This is a genomic window from Streptomyces sp. CA-243310 (assembly GCF_050936775.1).
Classification (GTDB): Bacteria; Actinomycetota; Actinomycetes; order Streptomycetales; family Streptomycetaceae; genus Streptomyces.
In genome coordinates this window covers 588,978-607,323 of record NZ_JBNJMF010000003.1, presented here as the reverse complement: position 1 = coordinate 607,323, position 18,346 = coordinate 588,978, and the positions used below count along the sequence as shown (strand labels likewise).

18 protein-coding genes are annotated in these 18,346 nt (G+C 71.5%); 7 read left to right on the top strand and 11 right to left on the bottom strand.

Annotated features, from left to right (window positions below; all coding sequences use genetic code 11):
• Positions 1-9 precede the first annotated feature (9 nt).
• Both ACQEVM_RS35915 and ACQEVM_RS35910 read right to left on the bottom strand, forming a co-directional pair.
• Complete coding sequence (locus ACQEVM_RS35915; RefSeq protein WP_433086453.1) at positions 10-573, bottom strand: papain-like cysteine protease family protein; 564 nt, start codon at positions 571-573, stop codon at positions 10-12.
• Between the two features lie 311 nt (positions 574-884).
• On the bottom strand, positions 885-1,619 hold the full coding sequence (locus ACQEVM_RS35910; protein WP_433086451.1) for a dienelactone hydrolase family protein: 735 nt from the start codon (positions 1,617-1,619) through the stop codon (positions 885-887).
• A 420-nt stretch (positions 1,620-2,039) separates the two neighbouring features.
• Here ACQEVM_RS35910 and ACQEVM_RS35905 point away from each other — a divergent pair, with 420 nt between their 5' ends.
• The gene (locus ACQEVM_RS35905; protein WP_433086970.1) at positions 2,040-2,234 is read left to right on the top strand and encodes a hypothetical protein; all 195 of its coding nucleotides are present in this window, start codon (positions 2,040-2,042) and stop codon (positions 2,232-2,234) included.
• A 168-nt stretch (positions 2,235-2,402) separates the two neighbouring features.
• On the opposite strand, the gene ACQEVM_RS35900 is transcribed toward ACQEVM_RS35905, so the two are convergent.
• The 4 genes from ACQEVM_RS35900 to ACQEVM_RS35885 all read right to left on the bottom strand — a co-directional run bounded on the left by ACQEVM_RS35900 (position 2,403) and on the right by ACQEVM_RS35885 (position 5,821).
• Positions 2,403-2,747, bottom strand: a complete 345-nt coding sequence (locus ACQEVM_RS35900) for a beta/gamma crystallin domain-containing protein (protein ID WP_433086449.1) — start codon at positions 2,745-2,747, stop codon at positions 2,403-2,405.
• 463 nt (positions 2,748-3,210) lie between these two features.
• Positions 3,211-3,945 carry a hypothetical protein gene (locus ACQEVM_RS35895; protein ID WP_433086447.1) on the bottom strand — a complete coding sequence of 245 codons (735 nt, stop codon included), beginning with the start codon at positions 3,943-3,945 and terminating at the stop codon, positions 3,211-3,213.
• A 168-nt stretch (positions 3,946-4,113) separates the two neighbouring features.
• Complete coding sequence (locus tag ACQEVM_RS35890; protein ID WP_433086445.1) at positions 4,114-4,506, bottom strand: nuclear transport factor 2 family protein; 393 nt, start codon at positions 4,504-4,506, stop codon at positions 4,114-4,116.
• A 94-nt stretch (positions 4,507-4,600) separates the two neighbouring features.
• Positions 4,601-5,821, bottom strand: coding sequence for an alpha/beta hydrolase family protein (locus ACQEVM_RS35885; protein WP_433086443.1), 1,221 nt, complete (start codon positions 5,819-5,821; stop codon positions 4,601-4,603).
• A gap of 98 nt (positions 5,822-5,919) precedes the next feature.
• Between ACQEVM_RS35885 and ACQEVM_RS35880 the strand changes: the two genes are divergently transcribed.
• On the top strand, positions 5,920-6,513 hold the full coding sequence (locus ACQEVM_RS35880; RefSeq protein WP_433086440.1) for a TetR/AcrR family transcriptional regulator: 594 nt from the start codon (positions 5,920-5,922) through the stop codon (positions 6,511-6,513).
• Here the strand turns inward: ACQEVM_RS35880 and ACQEVM_RS35875 are convergent.
• Both ACQEVM_RS35875 and ACQEVM_RS35870 read right to left on the bottom strand, forming a co-directional pair.
• Positions 6,453-6,707, bottom strand: a complete 255-nt coding sequence (locus tag ACQEVM_RS35875) for a hypothetical protein (RefSeq protein ID WP_433086438.1) — start codon at positions 6,705-6,707, stop codon at positions 6,453-6,455. The genes ACQEVM_RS35880 and ACQEVM_RS35875 overlap by 61 nt on opposite strands.
• Before the next feature lies 1 nt (position 6,708).
• Positions 6,709-7,335: a hypothetical protein gene (locus ACQEVM_RS35870; RefSeq protein WP_433086436.1), complete on the bottom strand. Its 627-nt coding sequence runs from the start codon at positions 7,333-7,335 to the stop codon at positions 6,709-6,711.
• Positions 7,336-7,939: 604 nt separating this feature from the next.
• On the opposite strand from ACQEVM_RS35870, the gene ACQEVM_RS35865 reads away from it, so the two are divergent.
• Positions 7,940-8,134 carry a hypothetical protein gene (locus tag ACQEVM_RS35865; RefSeq protein WP_433086434.1) on the top strand — a complete coding sequence of 65 codons (195 nt, stop codon included), beginning with the start codon at positions 7,940-7,942 and terminating at the stop codon, positions 8,132-8,134.
• 228 nt (positions 8,135-8,362) lie between these two features.
• Here ACQEVM_RS35865 and ACQEVM_RS35860 read toward each other — a convergent pair whose 3' ends face one another.
• Complete coding sequence (locus ACQEVM_RS35860; RefSeq protein ID WP_433086432.1) at positions 8,363-8,668, bottom strand: SCO0607 family lipoprotein; 306 nt, start codon at positions 8,666-8,668, stop codon at positions 8,363-8,365.
• A gap of 372 nt (positions 8,669-9,040) precedes the next feature.
• Between ACQEVM_RS35860 and ACQEVM_RS35855 the strand changes: the two genes are divergently transcribed.
• Positions 9,041-9,454 carry an SgcJ/EcaC family oxidoreductase gene (locus ACQEVM_RS35855; RefSeq protein ID WP_433086968.1) on the top strand — a complete coding sequence of 138 codons (414 nt, stop codon included), beginning with the start codon at positions 9,041-9,043 and terminating at the stop codon, positions 9,452-9,454.
• Positions 9,455-9,968: 514 nt separating this feature from the next.
• Here the strand turns inward: ACQEVM_RS35855 and ACQEVM_RS35850 are convergent.
• Positions 9,969-12,812, bottom strand: a complete 2,844-nt coding sequence (locus ACQEVM_RS35850; RefSeq protein WP_433086430.1) for an AAA family ATPase — start codon at positions 12,810-12,812, stop codon at positions 9,969-9,971.
• Positions 12,813-13,117: 305 nt separating this feature from the next.
• Here ACQEVM_RS35850 and ACQEVM_RS35845 point away from each other — a divergent pair, with 305 nt between their 5' ends.
• The 3 genes from ACQEVM_RS35845 (at position 13,118) to ACQEVM_RS35835 (ending at position 16,761) form a co-directional block, all read left to right on the top strand.
• Positions 13,118-13,798 (top strand): helix-turn-helix transcriptional regulator, encoded by a 681-nt coding sequence (locus ACQEVM_RS35845; protein ID WP_433086428.1) that lies wholly within the window; start codon positions 13,118-13,120, stop codon positions 13,796-13,798.
• Positions 13,799-13,963: 165 nt separating this feature from the next.
• The gene (locus ACQEVM_RS35840) at positions 13,964-14,680 is read left to right on the top strand and encodes a DUF4255 domain-containing protein (protein ID WP_433086426.1); all 717 of its coding nucleotides are present in this window, start codon (positions 13,964-13,966) and stop codon (positions 14,678-14,680) included.
• Positions 14,677-16,761: an ATP-binding protein gene (locus ACQEVM_RS35835; RefSeq protein ID WP_433086424.1), complete on the top strand. Its 2,085-nt coding sequence runs from the start codon at positions 14,677-14,679 to the stop codon at positions 16,759-16,761. Before ACQEVM_RS35840 ends, ACQEVM_RS35835 begins: the two co-directional genes overlap by 4 nt.
• 111 nt (positions 16,762-16,872) lie before the next feature.
• Here ACQEVM_RS35835 and ACQEVM_RS35830 read toward each other — a convergent pair whose 3' ends face one another.
• A complete protein-coding gene (locus ACQEVM_RS35830; RefSeq protein WP_433086422.1) occupies positions 16,873-18,285 on the bottom strand; it encodes an RICIN domain-containing protein in 1,413 nt (470 codons plus the stop codon).
• Positions 18,286-18,346 lie beyond the last annotated feature (61 nt).

The window sequence follows — 18,346 nt, the reverse complement described above, 5'->3', positions numbered from 1 at the left end:
TCGCCTGCCTTAGCGGGAGATACCGATGCGGGAGTGGGTCCACTTGGACGAGCTGTTGCTCACGTAGTCGTTGTAGTTCCACCACGTGTACGTGGTGGTGTCCGGCCACGGGTCGGCCACGGCGATCGTGCTGTTCGCGGTGTCGAAGCCGTAGACCACGTTCATGTGGCCGCCACCGGACGTCCACCCGATGCGGGCACCGATCGGCCGGGCCGCCTTGACGTCGGTGTACACCTGATTGAACGTGGCCGCGCTGTTCAGGCCCGATCCGGTGTGGGCCATGCCGAGGCTGCTCCAGCCCTTGGCCATGTCGTCGAGCGTGGCGGGCTGGTTGTTGCAGCCGTAGTAGGGCTGGGCCCGGTTGCAGAAGTCCGTCTGCGTGGATCCGAAGCCGTGGAACTTGGCGATGGTCAGCCCGGAGGCGACCCAACACCATTGGCTCTTCTCCTGCTTCAGCATGCTGATGTTGTCCTGGCCCGCTTCCGCGTGAGCCGTGCCTCCCGTGGCCGCGAGCGATCCCAAGGCGGCGAGTGCGATGGCCGCCGCCGTGGTTCCGTACCTGAACCTGCCCATTTTCCTGCCTTCCCCTGATGGGTACAACGAGATGAACGGGGCGATCTGGCAGGAATATGACAGCGCATCATGCCCCAGTCACATAGGGGCCTTGCGGGAGATTAACCCCTAGTGATTATTTGTCGGGTCATCATGGGACCGGGGTACTGACGGCTTTACGGCTCATGTCCATCCGTCGAGACGGACTGCGCAGCTCGTGAACTGCCGCCTCCGGCCGGCTCCCGGTCCTCGGCCCGTGGTGCGGGCGGGCTGTGCGCCCGCACCACGGGCGTCGACACGCCTGCGGAACGTTCCGGTTCCGAGCCGGAGCCTCAGCCGTCGGCCAGTGTGCGGCCCAGGAGGGGGAGCAGCTGGTCCCAGTGGTGTCGCAGTGCGGCGGGGTCGAAGGCGTCGGTGTCGGACATGGTGAACCCGTGGACGGTGCCGGGGTAGATCTCGGAGGTGTAGGCGACCCCGGCGGCGTGCAGGTCCTGGTTGAGTGTTTCCAGGGCTTCGGGCGTCAGGTCGCTTTCGGCGTGGCCGAAGTGGACCTGGGCGGTGATCTCGGCGAAGGCGCCGGGCCCGGCCGCTCCCACGGGACCGTGGAATGCCGCGAGGGCGGCCACCCGGCCGGGGTGGGCCGCGGCGGTACGCGTCGCCAGAAGGCCGCCTATGCAGTAGCCGGTCACCGCGACCGGACCTGCGGCCACCTCCGGTTGAGCGGTGAGGAACCCGAGGTAGGCATCGGCATCGCTCAGGGCCCGTTCCGCGGTGTGCGCCTCGATCAAGGGCATGAGCTGGGCGAAGACGGCGGGCCGGGCCTCTTCGTCGATGTACTCGGGGAGTTCGATCACCGGTGCCGGGCCGTGCCGGTGGAACACGTTGGGGACGAGCACGTAGTACCCGTGCCCGGCCAGTTCGCGGGCCATCTCCCGCAGCACGGGCCGGATACCGAAGCCGTCCGCGTACATCAGCACCCCCGGGAACCGCTCGCCGCGGTCGGGGCATGCGGCGAAGGCGTCGGCCTGGCCGGCGGCGGTGGGTATGTGCAGCATCTTGGTGCGCATGGCTACTCCTGTCGTGGTTGACGTATCGAGCTGTGGTCGACACGACAGGAGGCGGAGCCCGCGCGGCAAGGCCGGAGCCCCGATCCCACGGCGGGCCGGCGACGGCCCGTACGGCGCTCAGAGCAGCGCCGGGTCGCCAATCCGTGTATGGCGCAAGGCCGTCCCGGTATTCATGGCTGCAACATAGCTCACCGGACAGGAGCGAGGCCGGCGCATTCCCCAGGCCACCGTGCCGCGCGCGGCCACCGGCGGACAGCCATTGACGGGCGGTCATCGGCGGGCGGTCACCGGCGGGCGCCGGTCAGGAGGCCGGCTCCGTCTTCCCGCCACATCATCGATGGGGCTCTTCCCCCGGCCTGGCCCTTCCCCCGGCCTGAGACAATCAACAGGAAGGGACCGATGAACAGAGGGGTGGAGACCATGATCAATCTGGTACTGCTCGGCGTTCTGGTGCTCGCCATCGGCGGGTGCGCATGTGTGGTGTGGGCGGCACGCGGCGGGCCCCGTTGGGTCCGCGGTGTGGCGACCGTGACGCTCACCGCGAGCGAGTTGGTACGTCGCTCCGGGAAGAGGCGGCGCCGAAACCGGAGCGGGAACTCGGGCAACGGTGACTAGCGCTGTCGCCGGAGGGGTTTGCCGGGGCGCGGCGTCCGGCGCGGTGCATCGCAAGGTGGAGGGCCACCGCTCGTACCGGACGTACTCGGGTGGTCCGATCGTCGCCGCTCCCGTGCCCCCGCAGGGCCGCGCCCCAGGCACGGCCCTGCGGGAGGCGCGTTCAGAACGTCACAGGATCTCGATGGAGTTGACCTTGGGCGGGTGGTTCGGGAACGTGATCTCGGTCCAGCGGTTGATCCTCACGGAGTCTCCGTTGGCGTCGTAGTAGATCAGGTCGTTGTTGCCGGTGGAGATCTTGTCGACCCACCAGCCTCCGAACCCGGTCCGGCCCTTGTTCGCATAGCAGTCCACGCTCTGACGGCCACCCTCGTGGGACCAGATCTTCAGGAAGTTCTCGCCGCCCCGGCACTCGATGTGATCGATGGCGAACGCGTTGCCGGGGATGGTCAGGGTCAGCGATGCCGCCGCTGCGAACACCACGGCGGCCGATCGGACGAACCTCTTCGTATTCATGAGCGCGATCTCTCCTTCACGGGAATCGAGCGAAAAAGGGCGCCCCGCGCACACCGGCACGTCGGCCACCCACACCGCGACAGGCCGACCAACGACCTTCGCGGTTGCACATCGAGATTCCCCTGTGGTCTGTGCCCTCTGCAATCAACTCCGTTGCGCACGGCCGGAAATGACACCATGTTGTCCCAATTCAGACCTCTGGTCCTCAGTTGAAACGTTTGAGCATCTTGGCATCCCTGTTCACATCCCGAAGCGACGGTGAAGACGGCCCGACCTGCGTCGGCCGAGCTGCCGACATCGGTCCGGCCTGACGGTGGACGGACGGCGCGCACCAGGTCAGAGCCCCGGGCAGGCGGCCCGTCCGGGCATCGCGAAGGCGAAGCCAGGCGCCACCTGCGTCCCGCGCCATGGGAGCGGGAGCGGCGGTCCCAACCATCGGCGCCGCACCCACCCCTGGGGTACGTCACCGCCGGCCCAACGCCTCCGCGTACTCGGTGAGCCGGATCTGCTGGTCCCGGGTCAGGTGCCGGATCTCCCACAGCAGCGTGGCGGTGTCGACCGCCTCGAGTGCGAGTTCGGGGCCGGCCACGGAACGGTGGATGCCGGTCAGCTCGGCCAACACCGCGACGGGAACGCCGAGCGTCGCGGCGAAGCCGTCGAGCATCTCCGCATCGAGCGGCTTGGCGCCCCGCCCCACCGCACCGATGGTCGAAGCCGCCTTGCAGACACCGGACATCAGGCACATCGCCTTGGCCGCCCCCGACCAGTTCAGGTTACGGAGCGCGAGCATCCGCAGGAGGAGCGAGCCGAATCCGGGCGGGTACTGCTCGTGCGGGCGGGACTCCCGCGGAGTGAGGGTGCCCGCCGGCGCGGTCATGGAGCGGGCGCGGACGCACAGCAGCCGCCGGCCCGTCTCGGGAAGGGCGAGGGAGCACGACACCAGGGAACTGGAAGCGCCGGCCGTCTCGTCGAAGAGCAACGCCGTCTCCGGTACGGGGAGGTCCGCGACGAGCAGGAGGTCGTGTGTGCGCAGCCCGGTCCGCTCCGCGAGGACGTCGAGGAATTCATCGGTCGGGGGCCACGTGGCCGAGAGGCCGGCCGCGCCCGCGAGGCGCGCCAGACGCACGTCGGGGTAGGGGTAGGGGTTGGGGTTGGGGTTGGGGTTGGGGTTGGGGTTGGGGTTGGTCGAGGATTCCATGGGCACCACGGCTTCGGTGGGGAGCGGTCGAACGCGGACCCCTTGAGGGATGGCCCCGACGACACTGTCACGTGCGTGCGGGAGCCGCCTCCCCTCTCGCCGTGCGGTGGGCGGTGCGGCGGTCGGTGTGGTGGGCGGTGCGGCGGTCGGTCGGTGTGGTGCGCGACGTCAGCGGGCGCTGCCAAGGTTGCGGTCGGTGTCGGAGCCGCTCAGCATCATGGTGGTTTCCTCGATGCGGTGGAAGCGGCCGTCGGGGGCGAGGTCGGCGAAGACGTAGACCTCCATGGTGACGGTGCCGCCGTCCGTCTTGGTGATGTGGCAGGTGTGCCGGTCGGCGTACTTGGTGCCGTCGTACAACTCGTCGTGGACCTCGACCTCGCCTCCGGCAACGATGCCGCGCAGGTGGCCTATGTGGTCGAGGAACTCCGCGCGGTCGGCCCACTCGCCGTCGGTGCGCTGGCGGTACCCGGGGGTGATGTGGCGCTCGGCGGCCTCCTCCAGGGTGATGTCGCGGTTGAAGAGCAGGTCGTTCAGGGCGGCTTCGATTCCGGTGCGGTTCATCGCGTCTTCCTTGTCGTGTGAGGTGGCAGTCGTGTGAGGTGGCAGGGGAGGGCCGGGGCCGACGACGGCGATGTGCCGAGTGCCGGCCGGGCTTTCAGGCGACGTTCGCGAGGGTGGTGTCGAGCCAGTCGAGGATGCGGGCGAGGGCCAGGCGCATGGCACCGGGGTGGCAGTGGGCGCCGGCACCCTCCTCGGCGGTGAACAACATCAGGGTCTTGGGGCAGGTGAGGTGCTCGTAGAGCTGCTCGGGCTGCCCCTTGAAGAACTCGTCCTCGTCGGCGTCGCACACGAGGGTGGGGCACTGGATCAGCTCGGCGATGCCGCCGTCGAGGGTGTAGTCCAGGTAGGAGGCGTTGAAGGCGCGAGGGGTGTCGACGCCCATCACGTACATCCCGTGGTTGATCGCCCATCGGGCGGTGGCGTCCTGGTCCATGATCTCCTCGAAGGCCGCGTCGAGTTCGGGGGCGGACTCGGCGCGCAGGAGCCGTTCGGCCTGCTCCCGGTCGCCCGGGATGTTGCGGCGGGATATCAGGCCGAGGTCGTAGACGCCGTCGACGGCGATCACGGCGGCGAGGCGGTGCTCGAAGGCGGCTGCCCTGGGGGCGAGCAGGCCGCCCATGCTGCTCCCGAGAAGCGCGATGCGGTGGTTGTCGACCTCCGGCAGCGCCTCGGCGAAGTCGACGACCGGGGTGATGACGTTCTCCCAGTCCGGGCGGAAGACCATGCCCTGGTGGTGGCGGGGGCCGGGCTGCCCGGGACCGTCGAAGGTCAGAACGGTGTACCCGCGTTCCACGGCGGCCAGCGCGCCGCTGAAGTGGAGCTCCTCGGCGGTGCCGTCGAACCCGCTGTGCATGATCAGGGTCGGGCGGGGTGTGCCGCTGTCGTCGACCCGGTAGAGGTAGCCGGGCAGGGTGGTGCCCTCGTAGGGGATGCGGACGGGTTCGATGCGGGGGGTGTAGAGCGCGGCAGCGGCCTGGAAGCAGGCCACGCTGCGGTCGTAGGCGTGGTCGTGGCGGGGGTCGCACGGGGAGCCGTGCTGGAAGAACTCCGCGGACCGGTAGTAGTTGGAGGCACGCAGGAATCCGTCTCGGGCGCTGACGGTGTGTCCCGCGTCCAGGGCCCGCCGTGCCTCGCCGGCCACCCGGTCCGCGGTCGCCAGCCACTGCTCGTGCCAGCTGTCGTAGTCGCCTTCCGTGATGCGCTCGCCGGTGGAGACGACCTCGCCGAAGTCGGCGCCGCCGTAGGCGATGTGGCTCATCGAGCGCAGGGTCTCGTACCAGAACTGGGGGTTGCCGGGAAACAGTAGCGGCTTCATCACACTCTCCTTAAGCACAGATCTGTGCGTACGGCAGGACTGTAGCCCCCTCGGGCGCCAGCAAGCAAATAGTTGTGCTTAGCGCCTACGATGGGTGGGTGACTTCGAAACAACCGGCCCCTCGCCTCCGCAAGAGCCCCGAGCAGGTCCGATCAGCCGTCCACCAGGCCGTCATCGACCTGCTGTCGGACCCCCAGGGGGCGGACCTCACCATCCCCGCGGTCGCGCAGCGTGCCGGGGTGAACCACACCAGCGTCTACCGGCGTTGGGGCAGCCGGGAGGCGCTCCTGGCCGACGTGGTCGTCACCCGTCTCGAACGGGACTGGCCGCTCGCCGACACCGGCAGCCTGCGCGGCGACCTGACGGCCTGGGTGGAAGCGGGCGTCGCGAGCATCCGCACGCCCGAAGGAAGACTGCTCATTCGGGCCGTCGCCCTGTCGATGCCGGGCAATGCCACGGCGCAGGGGGAACGCGCGGAGCAGTTCGAACGCCGCATCGGCGCGATCGAGCGCATCCGCGACCGCGCCGCCGCCCGCGGCGAGGCCCCCCCACCGCTCGACGAGATCCTCGACCAACTCGTCGCGCCGCTCTACCTGCGGGCGATCTTCGGCATCGACCCGCCGGCCTCCGGCTACCCGGAACTCCTCGTGAGCCGTCTGCTCGGCAGCGCGGTCACGCCGCGGCCGGCCTGAGGGACGGGCTCGGTGTCCGTGTCGGTGTCGGTGTCGGTGTCCGTGTCGGTGTCGGTGTCGGTGTCGGTGTCGGTGTCGGTGTCGGTGTCGGTGTCGGTGTCGGTGTCGGTGTCGGTGTCGGTGTCGGTGTCGGTGTCGGTGTCGGTGTCGGTGTCGGTGTCGGTGAGATGGTGGGCACGCGCCGCGATGGTCACCTCAGTGTGAATCGGCCCCGACTTCCAGACTGTCGCGCCGGGTACGCCACCTCCACAGCGTGTGCCCCACAAGAGCCGCGGCGGCGAGGGCGGCGAGCAGGCGAATCGCGCTCCAGGTCGCTGCGGGAACCGGCCCCGCAGTGGCCGCCTCCACGTCCAACCGCACCGATGTCTCATAGAAGGCGATCAACGGAATGAGCAGACGGAACGCGAGGCCGGCAATGCCTGGTATGCGCGCCAGGTTTCCGAAGAATCCCACCGGGGCGCCGAAAAGGAAGGCGGCTATTCCCCAGAACAGAATCCCTGATACGGCATCCCCCGCGCTCGACTCGCCGGCGACGTCCATGCCGATGGGCGCCACGGGACTCAAAGCCTTCGACAGGTAGTAGACGACCACGCCGACGGCCAATGCCGAAGAGGCCAACAGCGCCGCCTCGACTTTCGATTGGCGGAAGTAGCCGACCAGGAAGGCGAAACACGCCCACGACCAACCCCCGGAGAACACGATGCTCACGGCCTGGAGGATCGGGCCGTCAAGTTTGGCCGCGAGCGCCCCGACTGCGCCCATCACCAGGCCCGCTCCGAGGGTCACCGCAACGGGTAAGAGCCGAGCGCGCGAAAGATTCATTCTGCCGGTTCCTTGTCTCGCGACATCCACTGAACGGGGTAGGGCGATCGTCCCAAGCCCTGGCCTGATGACCTCATGACCTGATGACCTGATGACCTGATGACCTGATGATCGCCCATCGGTTCACCTCGCGGGAGCCGTGGCAGTGGACATGGCCATGCCGCCGCCCATCGACCCGCGCATTGACCGACCCATTGACCGGCGCATTGACCGGCGTAGCGATCTGCCGACCGGAACGGACCGGCCCGGTGCGCGCTGTTCGAGTACGGCGACGGCGTCGGGGCGCGGGCGGGGTGGGAGCGTGTGGGGCAGCTCGTCCCCGAAGCGCGTGCGCCTCTCGCGCCGATCCTGGGTCTACCGCATCGCCACCCGCGTGTGCCTCGACGCCCGTGCCGCCGCCAAGCGGCGGGGACTTCCCGTGGACCTTGCCGGTCCGAGCGAGGGGGCACGCCGCCCAGACAGCGGATGACGGCGGGCATCCGGCCGTGTTCTGCGGACTTGTGCCCGAACGCGAGATGAAGGGGATCGGTCAAGGACGTGAAGGACCGTGCCCTCCCGTGCGGATCACTTCCGCTGGCCGGGATCGGGGGGTGATGATGTCCGCGTGACCAACCGCATCGACACTCTGATCTCGGCCTTCGGCGTTCTGGTCAGCACGTTGCTGCTCTTCGGTGCCGCTCGGGAGTATCGCTCCGGGGCATCGGCCCTCTGGATCGCGGGTGGGGCCGTGCTCTTCCTCAGCGCCGTGTACACGCTCGTGCGAGATGTGCGACGGCTGCCCGCAAGACCGACGGCCTGACGAGGGGACGCCGCTCCTGATCGCCCGCCTGATCGCCCGCCTGATCGCCGACCTGGTCCCCTTGCCTGGTCGTGGTGGTGCAGCCTGCAAACGGTGACCCCGGCAACCGCGCAGACCCGACCGGCCGTGTACCCCGTGGCCTCCCCTCGCATGGATGGGGCCGGAGGTCTGGCGCGGGGGGCGGAGCGCCGGCTCCGGAGCCGGCGGGCTCCCGTTCCGTCGCCGGTACTACGGGGCCGGGGCATCGATGATGTTGCCCCTGTCGTCGAGGGTGTGGGTGCGCCAGTACACGTCCCAGGTGTCGTCGACGTGCCGGGGCACCTTGCCCTCGGGATAGCGCGTGTAGCCCTCGGGCGGCGGTTTCCCGTCCGGGACGCAGGCGGAGCCGGTGGCTCCGACCGTCATGACGGGGTACTCCCCGCCCCGACAGATGGCGTCCTCCATCGAGCACCCGGCCAGTGTCGCGGCGAGCGCCGCAGCGGCGAAGAGGACGCTGACACCGCTCTGGTGACGGCGCGTACGGAATGTGGTCATGTCGGCCTCCTGTCGTCCGGGGACATATGCCCAGCGCGAGTCCGCACACGCGCGATCGGCCTCGCCGGACCTGGACATCAGCCTGACATCGATCTGACACGGCAATGTGAAAACTCAGTCCCTAAAGTCCCTGACAAATACGGGCGATCAGTGATCATTCACCCGTGATCCGGGACCGATCACGAAGACGGCTCGTTGTCCTGGGCTCGAATTCCCGGGACAACGCGCCGGCGCCCAGTGTGTCGGAACCGTGCCGGATGTCCGGTCATCCTCACATCGGCATGTGGCCATGCGCTTGCCCTCGATCACCCTCGACCTGAATCAACCTCGACCTCAATCGTGCTTGACCTCAATCATGCTTGAGGTGTGACGATGATTCACATGACCACGGAATCCACGTCCCGCGCGGCGCACATCGAAGCGATCGGCCGGCTCGTCGCCACCGTCGAACACTCCCAGCGAAACAAGGACCCCGAAGAGTTCCTCGGCCTCTTCCACCCGGACGCGATCTGGACCACGGCACACGGCAAGGTCCTCATCGGCCTCGACGCGATCTCGGAGTTCACCCGCAAGGTTCTCCCCTCGGCGAGCTGGGACGGCGAGGTCACCTACGAGGTGGTCCACGTGCTCTTCATCCGCCCCGACGTCGCGGCCGTCAAGGTCCGTCAGCGTTACGTGTCCCCGGGCGAGGAGAGCGAGGGCGCCCCGCTGTACGTGGTCTCGAAGCAGGCCGACGGCCGGTGGCTGCTGACCGCCTGCCAGAACACGGGGGTCGTCACCGGCTAGTGGCTCGTCTCGGGTGGTTGGCCGGGTGATTGATCCAGCGTCCGTCGCGCGACAGGATGCTTTCCCGTCGTGATCGTGGCGGTGGTCGTGGTCACTCTCGCCGAGGACGTCCCCGGTGTCCTCGTGGGAGATCTTCAGGGCGTGTGCCAGGGAGTACAACTCGGCATTGCCGCCGCTCACCCCCCTCGCAGCGGCCTCCCGGGCGGCTTGACCCGACCGGCGGCGTCTGTCGGCCCACGGCGCCTGTCGGCTCCCGGCGCCCGTCGACCCCCAGCGGAGAAGGGGCCCGCTCGACACGCGACGGAGATCTTCACAGGGAGCCGCCGGTCGGCGCCGAGGCACCCTCCGGCGCGCGAGCCGTCGTAGTCATCCTTGGCGCGAGCCGTCGTACTCATCCCGTCACCGCGGCGGGTGAACCCGGGGCATTGTCCATGGGCAATCCGCCCTGGGAGTGGGAGAGGAGGGACACCGACCCCGCCGGGGCCCTGGCCGCAGGTGGGTGCACGGGATGGTGTCAGGGCGGTTCCGGGGGGTCGCCGGCGGGTGGGCGGGGGGCGCCCAGGGTGGCGGGCAGTTCCGCCCTGCGACGTATGCCCAGCTTCCGGTAGGTGCTCGTCAGGTGGGTCTCCACGGTGCGGCGGGCCAGGTGCAGCAAGTCGGCGATCTCGGTGTTCGTCCGTCCGGTGGCGGCCAGGTCCGCGATGCGGCGCTCGCTGTCGGTCAGGGCCCCCGAGCCGGTCCGCGCCGCGGTCGGGACCCGGGCTCCGCCCTCGCGCAGGGCCTGCTCGGCGAGGGCCAGGAGACGTAGCCCGCCCTTGCGTTCGGCCAGGTCAGCCGCTTCGCGCAGCGGGTCGCGGGCGCGTCCGCGTTCGCCGGCGGCGAGAAGCTGGCGGCCCTGGGCGAGGAGGGCCTCGACGAGTTCCATGCCGGCGTCGGCGGGCGCGTCCCTGAGGGTCTCGACCGCCTCCTCGGCGAGGCCCAGCCCTCGGCGGCCACCGGTCGCGGTGCCGAGGACCCGCAGGGCGCGGCCCACCGTTCGGGGGGTGTTCCAGACCTTGGCCAGCCGCAGTTCCTCGGTGGCCAGGGCCAGGGCCTCCTGACTGCCGCCGAGTGCGAGGCGGCATTGGGCAACCGCCGTCCGCCAGGGGGTGACAACCGGGCTGAGCACCTCACGGGCGCTCTGGCGGCGGCCGCACTCCAGGAAGTCGTGGAGGGCGCCCGCCGGGTCGCCGGCGGCGAGGCGCTGTACTCCCCGCGCGTAGAGGAAGCGGTTCAGCTCCCACGATTCGGGGGCCCGGCTCAGGTCGAAGGCGTCGGCGAGCTGTCGGGCCTCCTCGGAGCGCCCCGTGTGGACGAGTGCCATCAGCACGTGGGCGTCCCGGTTGGAGGGGCCGCTGTGGGCGCGTGCGGCGACGGCCGCTCCGTCGCCGCGCACGGCGATCAGCCGGGCGATGTCGCCGCGGGCCGCCGCGATGTCCGCGCGGGTGTTGAGCAGGGCGTGCTCCATGGGGTGGAGCAGGGCGGGGTGCTGGCCGGCCAGGCCGCGGTCCACGAGCCGCTCCGCCTCGTCGAGTTCGTCGGCCCATTCGGCGACGGCCGCCGCCGTGCCCAGGAGGAACGGCTCGGCCAGCGGGTCGGAGGGTTGCGCGAGCAGGGCCCGTACGCGGGTCATGGCCTCGCCGGCCGAGATCAGCCCGGCCGTCGCCTCGTACCGCACCAGCAGGGCGCGGCTGGCGGTGCCGACGAGTTCCGGCGTGAACTCGCCGCTCTCGGAGAGCCGGCGGTAGGTCTCCTGGCGGGTGACGAGGTCGGCGTCGGACAGCAGGGCGGTGGCGGTCTGCACGGTGCGGGTGAGTCCCGGATGTCCGTCCAGACTGCCCTCCGTGCGCCGCAGCATCTCCAGGGCCGTGGTGACCTCGCCCCGGCCGACCAGGGCCGTGCCGAGGGCGACGGCCGTGCGCACCCGGTCGCGGGGCGCGGCCGGCAGGTGCTGTGCCTCCGCCAGGCGTGCGATGGCCACGGCGCCGTCGGCGGAGGCGTACTCCAGCGAGCCCAGTTCGGTCAGTAGGCGTTGGCGCCGGTCGTCGGAGAGCGGTTCGTCGAGGGCGCGGCGCAGGTAGCCGGCGGCGTCGCCGGGGCGGGCGTCGTTCACCGCGACCGTCGCCGCGTCCTGGAGTACGCGCAGCGCCCAGGGCAGGCCGACGCCCGGCGTGCGCAGCAGGTGTGCGGCGACCGCCTCGACGCGTTCGCCGCGCCGCAGCATGGTCCTCGCGGCGACCAGGTGCGCGGCCTCCCGTCGTACCGTCGGCCAGCCGGTCAACACGGCGTCCCGCAGCAGTCGGTGGGCGTAGCGGGGCAGGCCGGCGGGGTCCGGGCGCAGGAGTCCGATGCGGGTCATGGCGGTGAGCCATCCCGTGACCCGTGCGGGGTCGGCGCCGGCCGCCTCGGCCAGCACCCCGGCCACGTCCGGAGCCACGGGGTCGCCCGGGTCGCCCCCGGGCTGTTGGTCCTCGGGCCGCGGCCAGGCCTCCTCCAGTGCCGCCAGGCAGCGGGCGACCTCGGCCGTCGCCGTGCCCGCGCTGTCCAGCCACCACGAGACGGCCGCCGGATAGCTTCCGGGGTACAGCGCGGCGCAGGTGTCCGGCAGGTGCGGGACCGCGTCCGGCGAGGGGCCTGCCGGACGGGGGCCGCCGAGGTCGTCGAGCAGGGCGTGGAGCAGCAGGGGGCTGCCCGCGCCCGCCCGTACGCACTCCGCCGTCCAGTCGGGTGTGGCCGCCGGCAGGGCGGCGTGGACGAGTTCCGCGGCGGCCGTGTCGCCGAGCGGGTCGATGGTGTGCGTGCGGACGAGGGACGGGGACAGGGATCGGGCGAGTCCGGCACGCCGGGGGTCGATGTCGTACTGGCTGCGCTCGCCGGCGAGGAGCAGGACCGGTAAACGGTCGATGTGGCGTACCGCTTCCCGCAGCCAGCGGCGTGAGGGGGCGTCGGCCAGGTGGACGTCGTCGACGGCCATCAGGAGGGGGCCTTCGTCCGCGTACGTGCGCAACAGCCGCCACAGGCGGGCGGCGCTCCCCCGGTCGTCGTGGTCGAGTGAGAGGTCGGCGAAGTCCGCCACGGGTCCCAGGAGTTGGAGGACCGTGGCGAAGGGAATCCCGGTGTCCTCCGGGGAGCACCGTGCCCGCAGCACCCGCAGGCCCCGGGCTGCGGCGTCCCGAACGGCGTTTTCCAGCACGGCGGTACGGCCGGTTCCGGTGGCTCCCTGGAGAAGCACCAGGCCGCCGGAACCGGAGAGGGCCCGCTCCGTCTCGGCCGCTATCAGCGCCCGGGCGTGGTCGCGTTCACGGAGCGGCCTGGTCATCCGTGCCTCCTGTGGTGAAGGAAGTGCCTCGCCGCCGGGTGAGACGGCGGATTCCGTGGCGCGGTGGCATGAAGTGGCGTACCTCACTGCCGATCCCCCGACCTGCCCGAATGCTGACGATACCCGCTGTGACCTGCGGTGATGACCGTCGAGGGCGCCCGCCTCGTGGTGCTCGCCGGCGCGGTCTCGTGGTGTGGCCCGTGGTGCTCCACGATTGCGGTCCTCGTGGTGACCCGAGAAGGGTGGAGGGTGCTCATCCGCTAACGGCCCGCGTTGCGCGGCGGGCCACTGAACAGGGGAAACGGTTGCTCAACTCACCCCGCACCACGACCACGTCCGCTCCCGCCACGGGCCACGACGCGGGCCCCGGGGACCGGCGCGTCCCCGTGGCGGTGTCCGCCGCGGACCCGATCGGCCTCGCGGGAGCGGTCGACCTGTTGCGCAGACACCCGGAGATCGAGCTTCGCGAGGAATCCGGTCCGGGCACGGTGGCCCTGCTCGTGGAGGACGCCCTCGACGAGGCGGCGTTGACCCGGCTGCGTCGGATCGTGCGCAGCGAGGGGGCGCGCGCCGTGCTCGTGGTGGGCGCGATGCGGGAGAACGAGCTGATGGACGTGGTGGAGTGCGGTGTCGGCACGATCGTCTGGCGCCACGAGGCCACCGGCGAGCGGCTGGTGCAGGCGGTGCTGGCCGCGTCCCGCGGTGACGGCGATCTGCCCGCCGACCTGCTGGGCCGGCTCATCCACCAGGTGGGCACGCTGCACCGGGGCGCGGGCCGGGCCGGTGCGCCGGCCCTCGGGCTGACGTCCCGTGAGGTGGACGTCCTGCGGTTGGTCTCCGAGGGTTTCGACACCGGTGAGATCGCGGGCAAGTTGTCCTACTCCGAACGGACCGTCAAGAACGTCATGCACGGACTCACCACAAGGCTTCACCTGCGCAATCGGGCGCACGCCGTGGCTTTTGCCCTTCGGGAAGGCTACATCTGACCGTCCGGGCAATCGAACGCGGCCGGGAGTGTCCGCCGGGGCAGGCCGAACTGCCCGTCGATCGTCCCTCGTGCCCCTGCGGGCCGGACGGCTGCCCGGGGGACGATCGACGGTGGACGACGGGCCGAGCGGAATCGGTCGTGCGGGCGAGGCGGGAGTGCAGGCGTGATCCACGAGGTGGACGAGATGCTCAAGGACCTCCTCGGCGGTGGGGCGTTGACGGGTTCGGGCATAGAGGTGGCCTTCGAGGCACCGACGCGGGACTGGGCCGCCCGGCGCAACGCGCCCGTGGTCAACAGCTATCTGTACGACATCCGGGAGGACGTGGCCCGGCGTCAGCGCGGCCACATCGGGGTGCGGGACGAGCGTGACGTGGTGGTGCGGCGGAGCCGGCCGCCGCGCTGGTTCAGGCTGTCGTACCTGGTGACGGCGTGGACGAAGACCCCGCTGGACGAGCACCGGCTGCTGTCCGCCGTACTCGCGACGCTGCTGCCCCGTGAGGTGGTGCCGCCGGACGAACTGCCGGGTTCCCTGGGTGCGCTGGGGCTCTCCGTGCCGCTGTCCGTGGCCGGCATCCAGACGGAGTCGCGGTCGCTGGCCGAGATCTGGTCCGCGCTCGGCGGTGAACTGAAGCCGTCCCTCGACCTGGTGGTGACCGTTCCCTTCCCGGCCTACCCCGAGTACGACGCGGGGCCGCCGGTCACCGAGGGCGCGACACTGCGGGTGGGTGGGCTGGACGGCGACCCGGCGGTGTCCGAGGGCCGTTCGCACCGTCCCCACCAGGTGGCGGCCGCCCGGGCGGCGCGGACCGCCGGCAAGGGCGCGACGACCCGCCGGGAGACCGCCCGCGGGGAGACCTCCCGCGGCTCGGACGCGCGGTGAGCGCTTCGTACGCCGTCTCGGCGTCGGACGCGGCGCCGGACACGGCGTCGGCCGGGAGCGGAGCGCCGCCGTCCGATGCCGTCGACGATCCCGCCCGCGCGTTGCTCGCCCGTCTCGACGGGCTGCGCGGGCGGGTGTCGGCGCTGGTGGAACGGCGGACGGCCGGCGATCCCACGGCCGACGATCCCCTGCGCGGCCTGTACCTGTCGGAGGAGGCGGTCCGCCATCTCCTCGGCGCCTGGCCCGCGGTGACGGACGGTGGGGCGGGTTCCGACGCCGGCGCCGATCGGGCCACGGGCGGGTCGGAGGCGTCGGATCCGGGCGACCGGCTGGCCGCGCTGGCCGGGCGGGCGGGTCTGACCGCGCTCGACGTCGCCGTCGTGCTCGTCGCCCTCGCACCCGACGTCGACCGGACCTTCGAACCGCTCTACGGCTACCTCAACGACGACGTGAGCAGGCGCCGGGCCACCGTCGGCCTCGCCCTCGACCTGTGCGGGGTGCCCGCGCACTCCGCGGCGGCGCGTGCCCGGCTGCACGCCCGCGCGCCCCTCGTGACCCTGGGCCTGCTGGAGGTCGACGAGCCCGAGCGTCCCTTCCTGACGCGTTCGCTGCGCGTGCCCGACCGGCTGATCGGCCATCTCCTCGGCGACGACACGCCGGACGCGGCGCTGGGTGACCTGCTGCACCCGATGCCGGAGCCGCTGCCCTGCGACACGGCGACCGAGCAGTTCGCGCAGCGGCTCGCGGCCCTCCTGAAGTCCGGCCCCACCACCGTCTATCTGCGCGAACAGCGCGAGGGCGAGGGCCTGGCCGCGTACGCCGCCGCCCTGCGCGCCGCGGGCTTGGACGGCCTGTGCTGCACGGCACCCGGTGAGCACGTCGCCGAGTTGCTGCGCGAGGCCCGCCTCGGCGGCCGGGCCGTCGTCGTGCCGGCACTGCCCGAACTGCCCGGCCCGCTGGTGCGGGCGCTCGTCGCGGCGCCGGACGTGACCGTGTTGCTGGCCGACCCCCGCCCGTACGACCCCCACTGGTGCCCCGAGGATCCCCTGGTCCTGGAGGCGCCGGGTCGCCGGGACGGTGGGACGGCCGCCTGGCGGGCCGCGCTGGGCGCGGACGCCGACGGTTTCGACCTGGCCGCGACGGTCGCCCCGTACCGCCTCGGCGGGGACCGGGTACGGCGGGCCGCACGGGCCGCGCACGCGCTGGCCGCCTTCGACGGTGGTGCGGTCACCGCCGCCCACGTGCGGCGCGCCGCGCGCCGCCAGTCGGCCTCCGGGCTGGAGAGCCACACCCGCCGCATCCGGCCGGCCGTGGACTGGACCGACCTGGTGCTGCCCGAAAGGCCCCTGGAACAGTTGCGCGAACTGGCCCTGCGGGCCCGCCACCGCAGCCGTGTGCTCGGCGACTGGCGGCTCAGCGCGGGTGGTGGGCGGGGCCGGGGCGTCCTCGGGCTGTTCGCCGGGGAGTCCGGTACGGGCAAGACGTTGTCCGCGGAGGTGGTCGCGGCCGACCTCGGTCTCGACCTGTACGTGGTCCAGTTGTCGTCGGTCGTGAACAAGTACGTCGGCGAGACCCAGAAGAACCTGGAGCGGATCTTCACGGAGGCGGACCGCACCGACGCGGTGCTCCTCTTCGACGAGGCGGACGCCGTCTTCGGCAAGCGCTCCGAGGTCAAGGACGCGCACGACCGCTACGCCAACATGGAGAGCTCCTACCTGCTCCAGCGGCTGGAGTCGTTCGACGGCATCGCGCTGCTCACCACCAACCTGCGCGCGAACATCGACGAGGCGTTCACCCGGCGGCTGGACCTGGTGGTCGACTTCCCGTTCCCGGACCCCGGGCAGCGCCTCGCGTTGTGGCGGTACGGGCTGGCGCACGTGCCGGCCGTCGACGACATCGACATGGTCCCGCTGGCCCGGGACTTCGAGCTGGCAGGCGGTTCCATCCGCAGCGCGGTGGTCACCGCCGCCTACCTCGCCGCCGGGCGCGGCGGCGAGGTGACCGCGGACGACCTCCTGGAGGGCGCCCGGCGGGAGTACCGCAAGGCGGGGCGGCTGGTGCCGGGCGAGGGCGGCTGGTGATCCGGCGTACGCCCCGGTCAACAGGTCCGGCGGCCGTCCCCGATCACCCTCCCACGATCACCGTCCCCGATCACCGGGCCAGGTGATCGGGGAGGGCCGCCGCGTGCTCGGTCAGTCGGTCTTGGGGTGGACGATCTTCCACTCCTGGTTGCCGGTGTTGCTGCAGTCGGAGATGTCCAGCCGGTCCCCGGTGTTGGCCCCGCCGTTCACGTTCAGGCACTTGTTGTTGCTGGCGTAGTTGCGGATCCAGTAGTCGCCGCTCTCCTGCTTCTCGATCCACCACAGCTGGTTGTCGGCGGTGGTGCCGGCGCAGTGGAACTCGCCGATGCCGGTGCCCACGGGTCGGCCGCCGTACTCGCCGAGGTCCATGCAGAACTGGTCCGTGGTGTTGCGGATCTGGAAGAGCGGCTTTCCGCCGGGGCCGAGCTTCGGGTACTTCACCTCGAGGTTCCAGAGCTGGTTGTCCCCGGCGGTGCCGTCGCAGTTGGCCTGCTGGACGGCCGTGTTGATCGCGCCCTTCTCGCGGCCCGGCAGATCGGCGCACTTACGGGTGGCGGCGTTGCGCAGCAGGACCTTCTCGGCGGGGACCACGGGCGGCGGTCCCGCGGGCTTCGAGGGCTTCGGGGGCTCCCCTCCCCCGCCACCGCCGTCGTCGCCCTTGGGCTTCTCGGCCTTCGGCGGTTCCGGTTCGGCGCTGGGTGACGGCGGCGGGGGCGGCGGGGAGAGCGCCGGGGTGGGGGGCAGGACGGCGCCCACCTGTTCGGTGGCCTCGGTGGCCGCGGAGCGGACCTGCGGCTTGTAGGCGATCCAGATCATCACGAAGGCGACGCACAGGGCCAGGAAGAGCCCGAAGAAGGTGGCCAGCCAGCGGGGGAGGAAACCGCGCTGGACGTAGGTTCCGTCGACGTCCAGCGGTTCGACCCCGGAACGGCGCAGCGCCAGGGTGTAGGGCCGTTCCTCCTTGGAGCCGAACCAGATGACCTGTCGGGGCCGCAGGGTCGTCTCGACGAACACGGCCCTGCCGGGCTCGATCTGGACGTTCCCGGGGCGCAGTTCGTACGCGAGGTGGTCGCCGGTGTCGCTGCCCGCGACCGAGGCGGTCACCTTGGTGTTGCCGAGGTTGTCGACCGCCAGCCTGGGGCGTCCGCGGAAGCGGCCCTTCACGATCGGCGGCACGAGTTCCGCGCGCACCTCGGTGAACGGGGTGATCGTCAGGTTCCCCTCGGGGACCGTCACGGCCTCGGGATGCTCGGTCGGCGTGATCCGCACCGCGTACGGGTTGGGGCCGGCGGTGGCGTCGGGGGTCCGGGGCGGCGCGAACGTCAACTCCACCGTCCCGGTGGTGCCCGGGAACAACCGCAAGGTCGCCGGCTCCGCCGTCATCCATGGCGCCACGTCACCGACGGGCTCGAAGCGATACTCGTCGACCACGTCACCGGTGTTGCGCACGCGCAGGCGCACGCGCGTGCTGCTGCCGGGGTCGACGGTGACGGAGGCGGGTTCCAGCGAAGTCCAGAGGCTCACCCCCGGGACGCTAACCGCGCCCGCGCCGCCGGTCAGGAGCCTCAAGGGCAGACCTGGTTGC

Coding starts and splice junctions, on each gene's coding strand:
- ACQEVM_RS35860 (WP_433086432.1), bottom strand. CDS start 8,668: ATGACCACATTCCGTACGCGCCGTCACCAGAGCGGTGTCAGCGTCCTC.
- ACQEVM_RS35870 (WP_433086436.1), bottom strand. CDS start 7,335: ATGAATCTTTCGCGCGCTCGGCTCTTACCCGTTGCGGTGACCCTCGGA.
- ACQEVM_RS35910 (WP_433086451.1), bottom strand. CDS start 1,619: ATGCGCACCAAGATGCTGCACATACCCACCGCCGCCGGCCAGGCCGAC.
- ACQEVM_RS35855 (WP_433086968.1), top strand. CDS start 9,041: ATGATTCACATGACCACGGAATCCACGTCCCGCGCGGCGCACATCGAA.
- ACQEVM_RS35885 (WP_433086443.1), bottom strand. CDS start 5,821: ATGAAGCCGCTACTGTTTCCCGGCAACCCCCAGTTCTGGTACGAGACC.
- ACQEVM_RS35905 (WP_433086970.1), top strand. CDS start 2,040: ATGATCAATCTGGTACTGCTCGGCGTTCTGGTGCTCGCCATCGGCGGG.
- ACQEVM_RS35895 (WP_433086447.1), bottom strand. CDS start 3,945: ATGGAATCCTCGACCAACCCCAACCCCAACCCCAACCCCAACCCCAAC.
- ACQEVM_RS35890 (WP_433086445.1), bottom strand. CDS start 4,506: ATGAACCGCACCGGAATCGAAGCCGCCCTGAACGACCTGCTCTTCAAC.
- ACQEVM_RS35850 (WP_433086430.1), bottom strand. CDS start 12,812: ATGACCAGGCCGCTCCGTGAACGCGACCACGCCCGGGCGCTGATAGCG.
- ACQEVM_RS35915 (WP_433086453.1), bottom strand. CDS start 573: ATGGGCAGGTTCAGGTACGGAACCACGGCGGCGGCCATCGCACTCGCC.
- ACQEVM_RS35900 (WP_433086449.1), bottom strand. CDS start 2,747: ATGAATACGAAGAGGTTCGTCCGATCGGCCGCCGTGGTGTTCGCAGCG.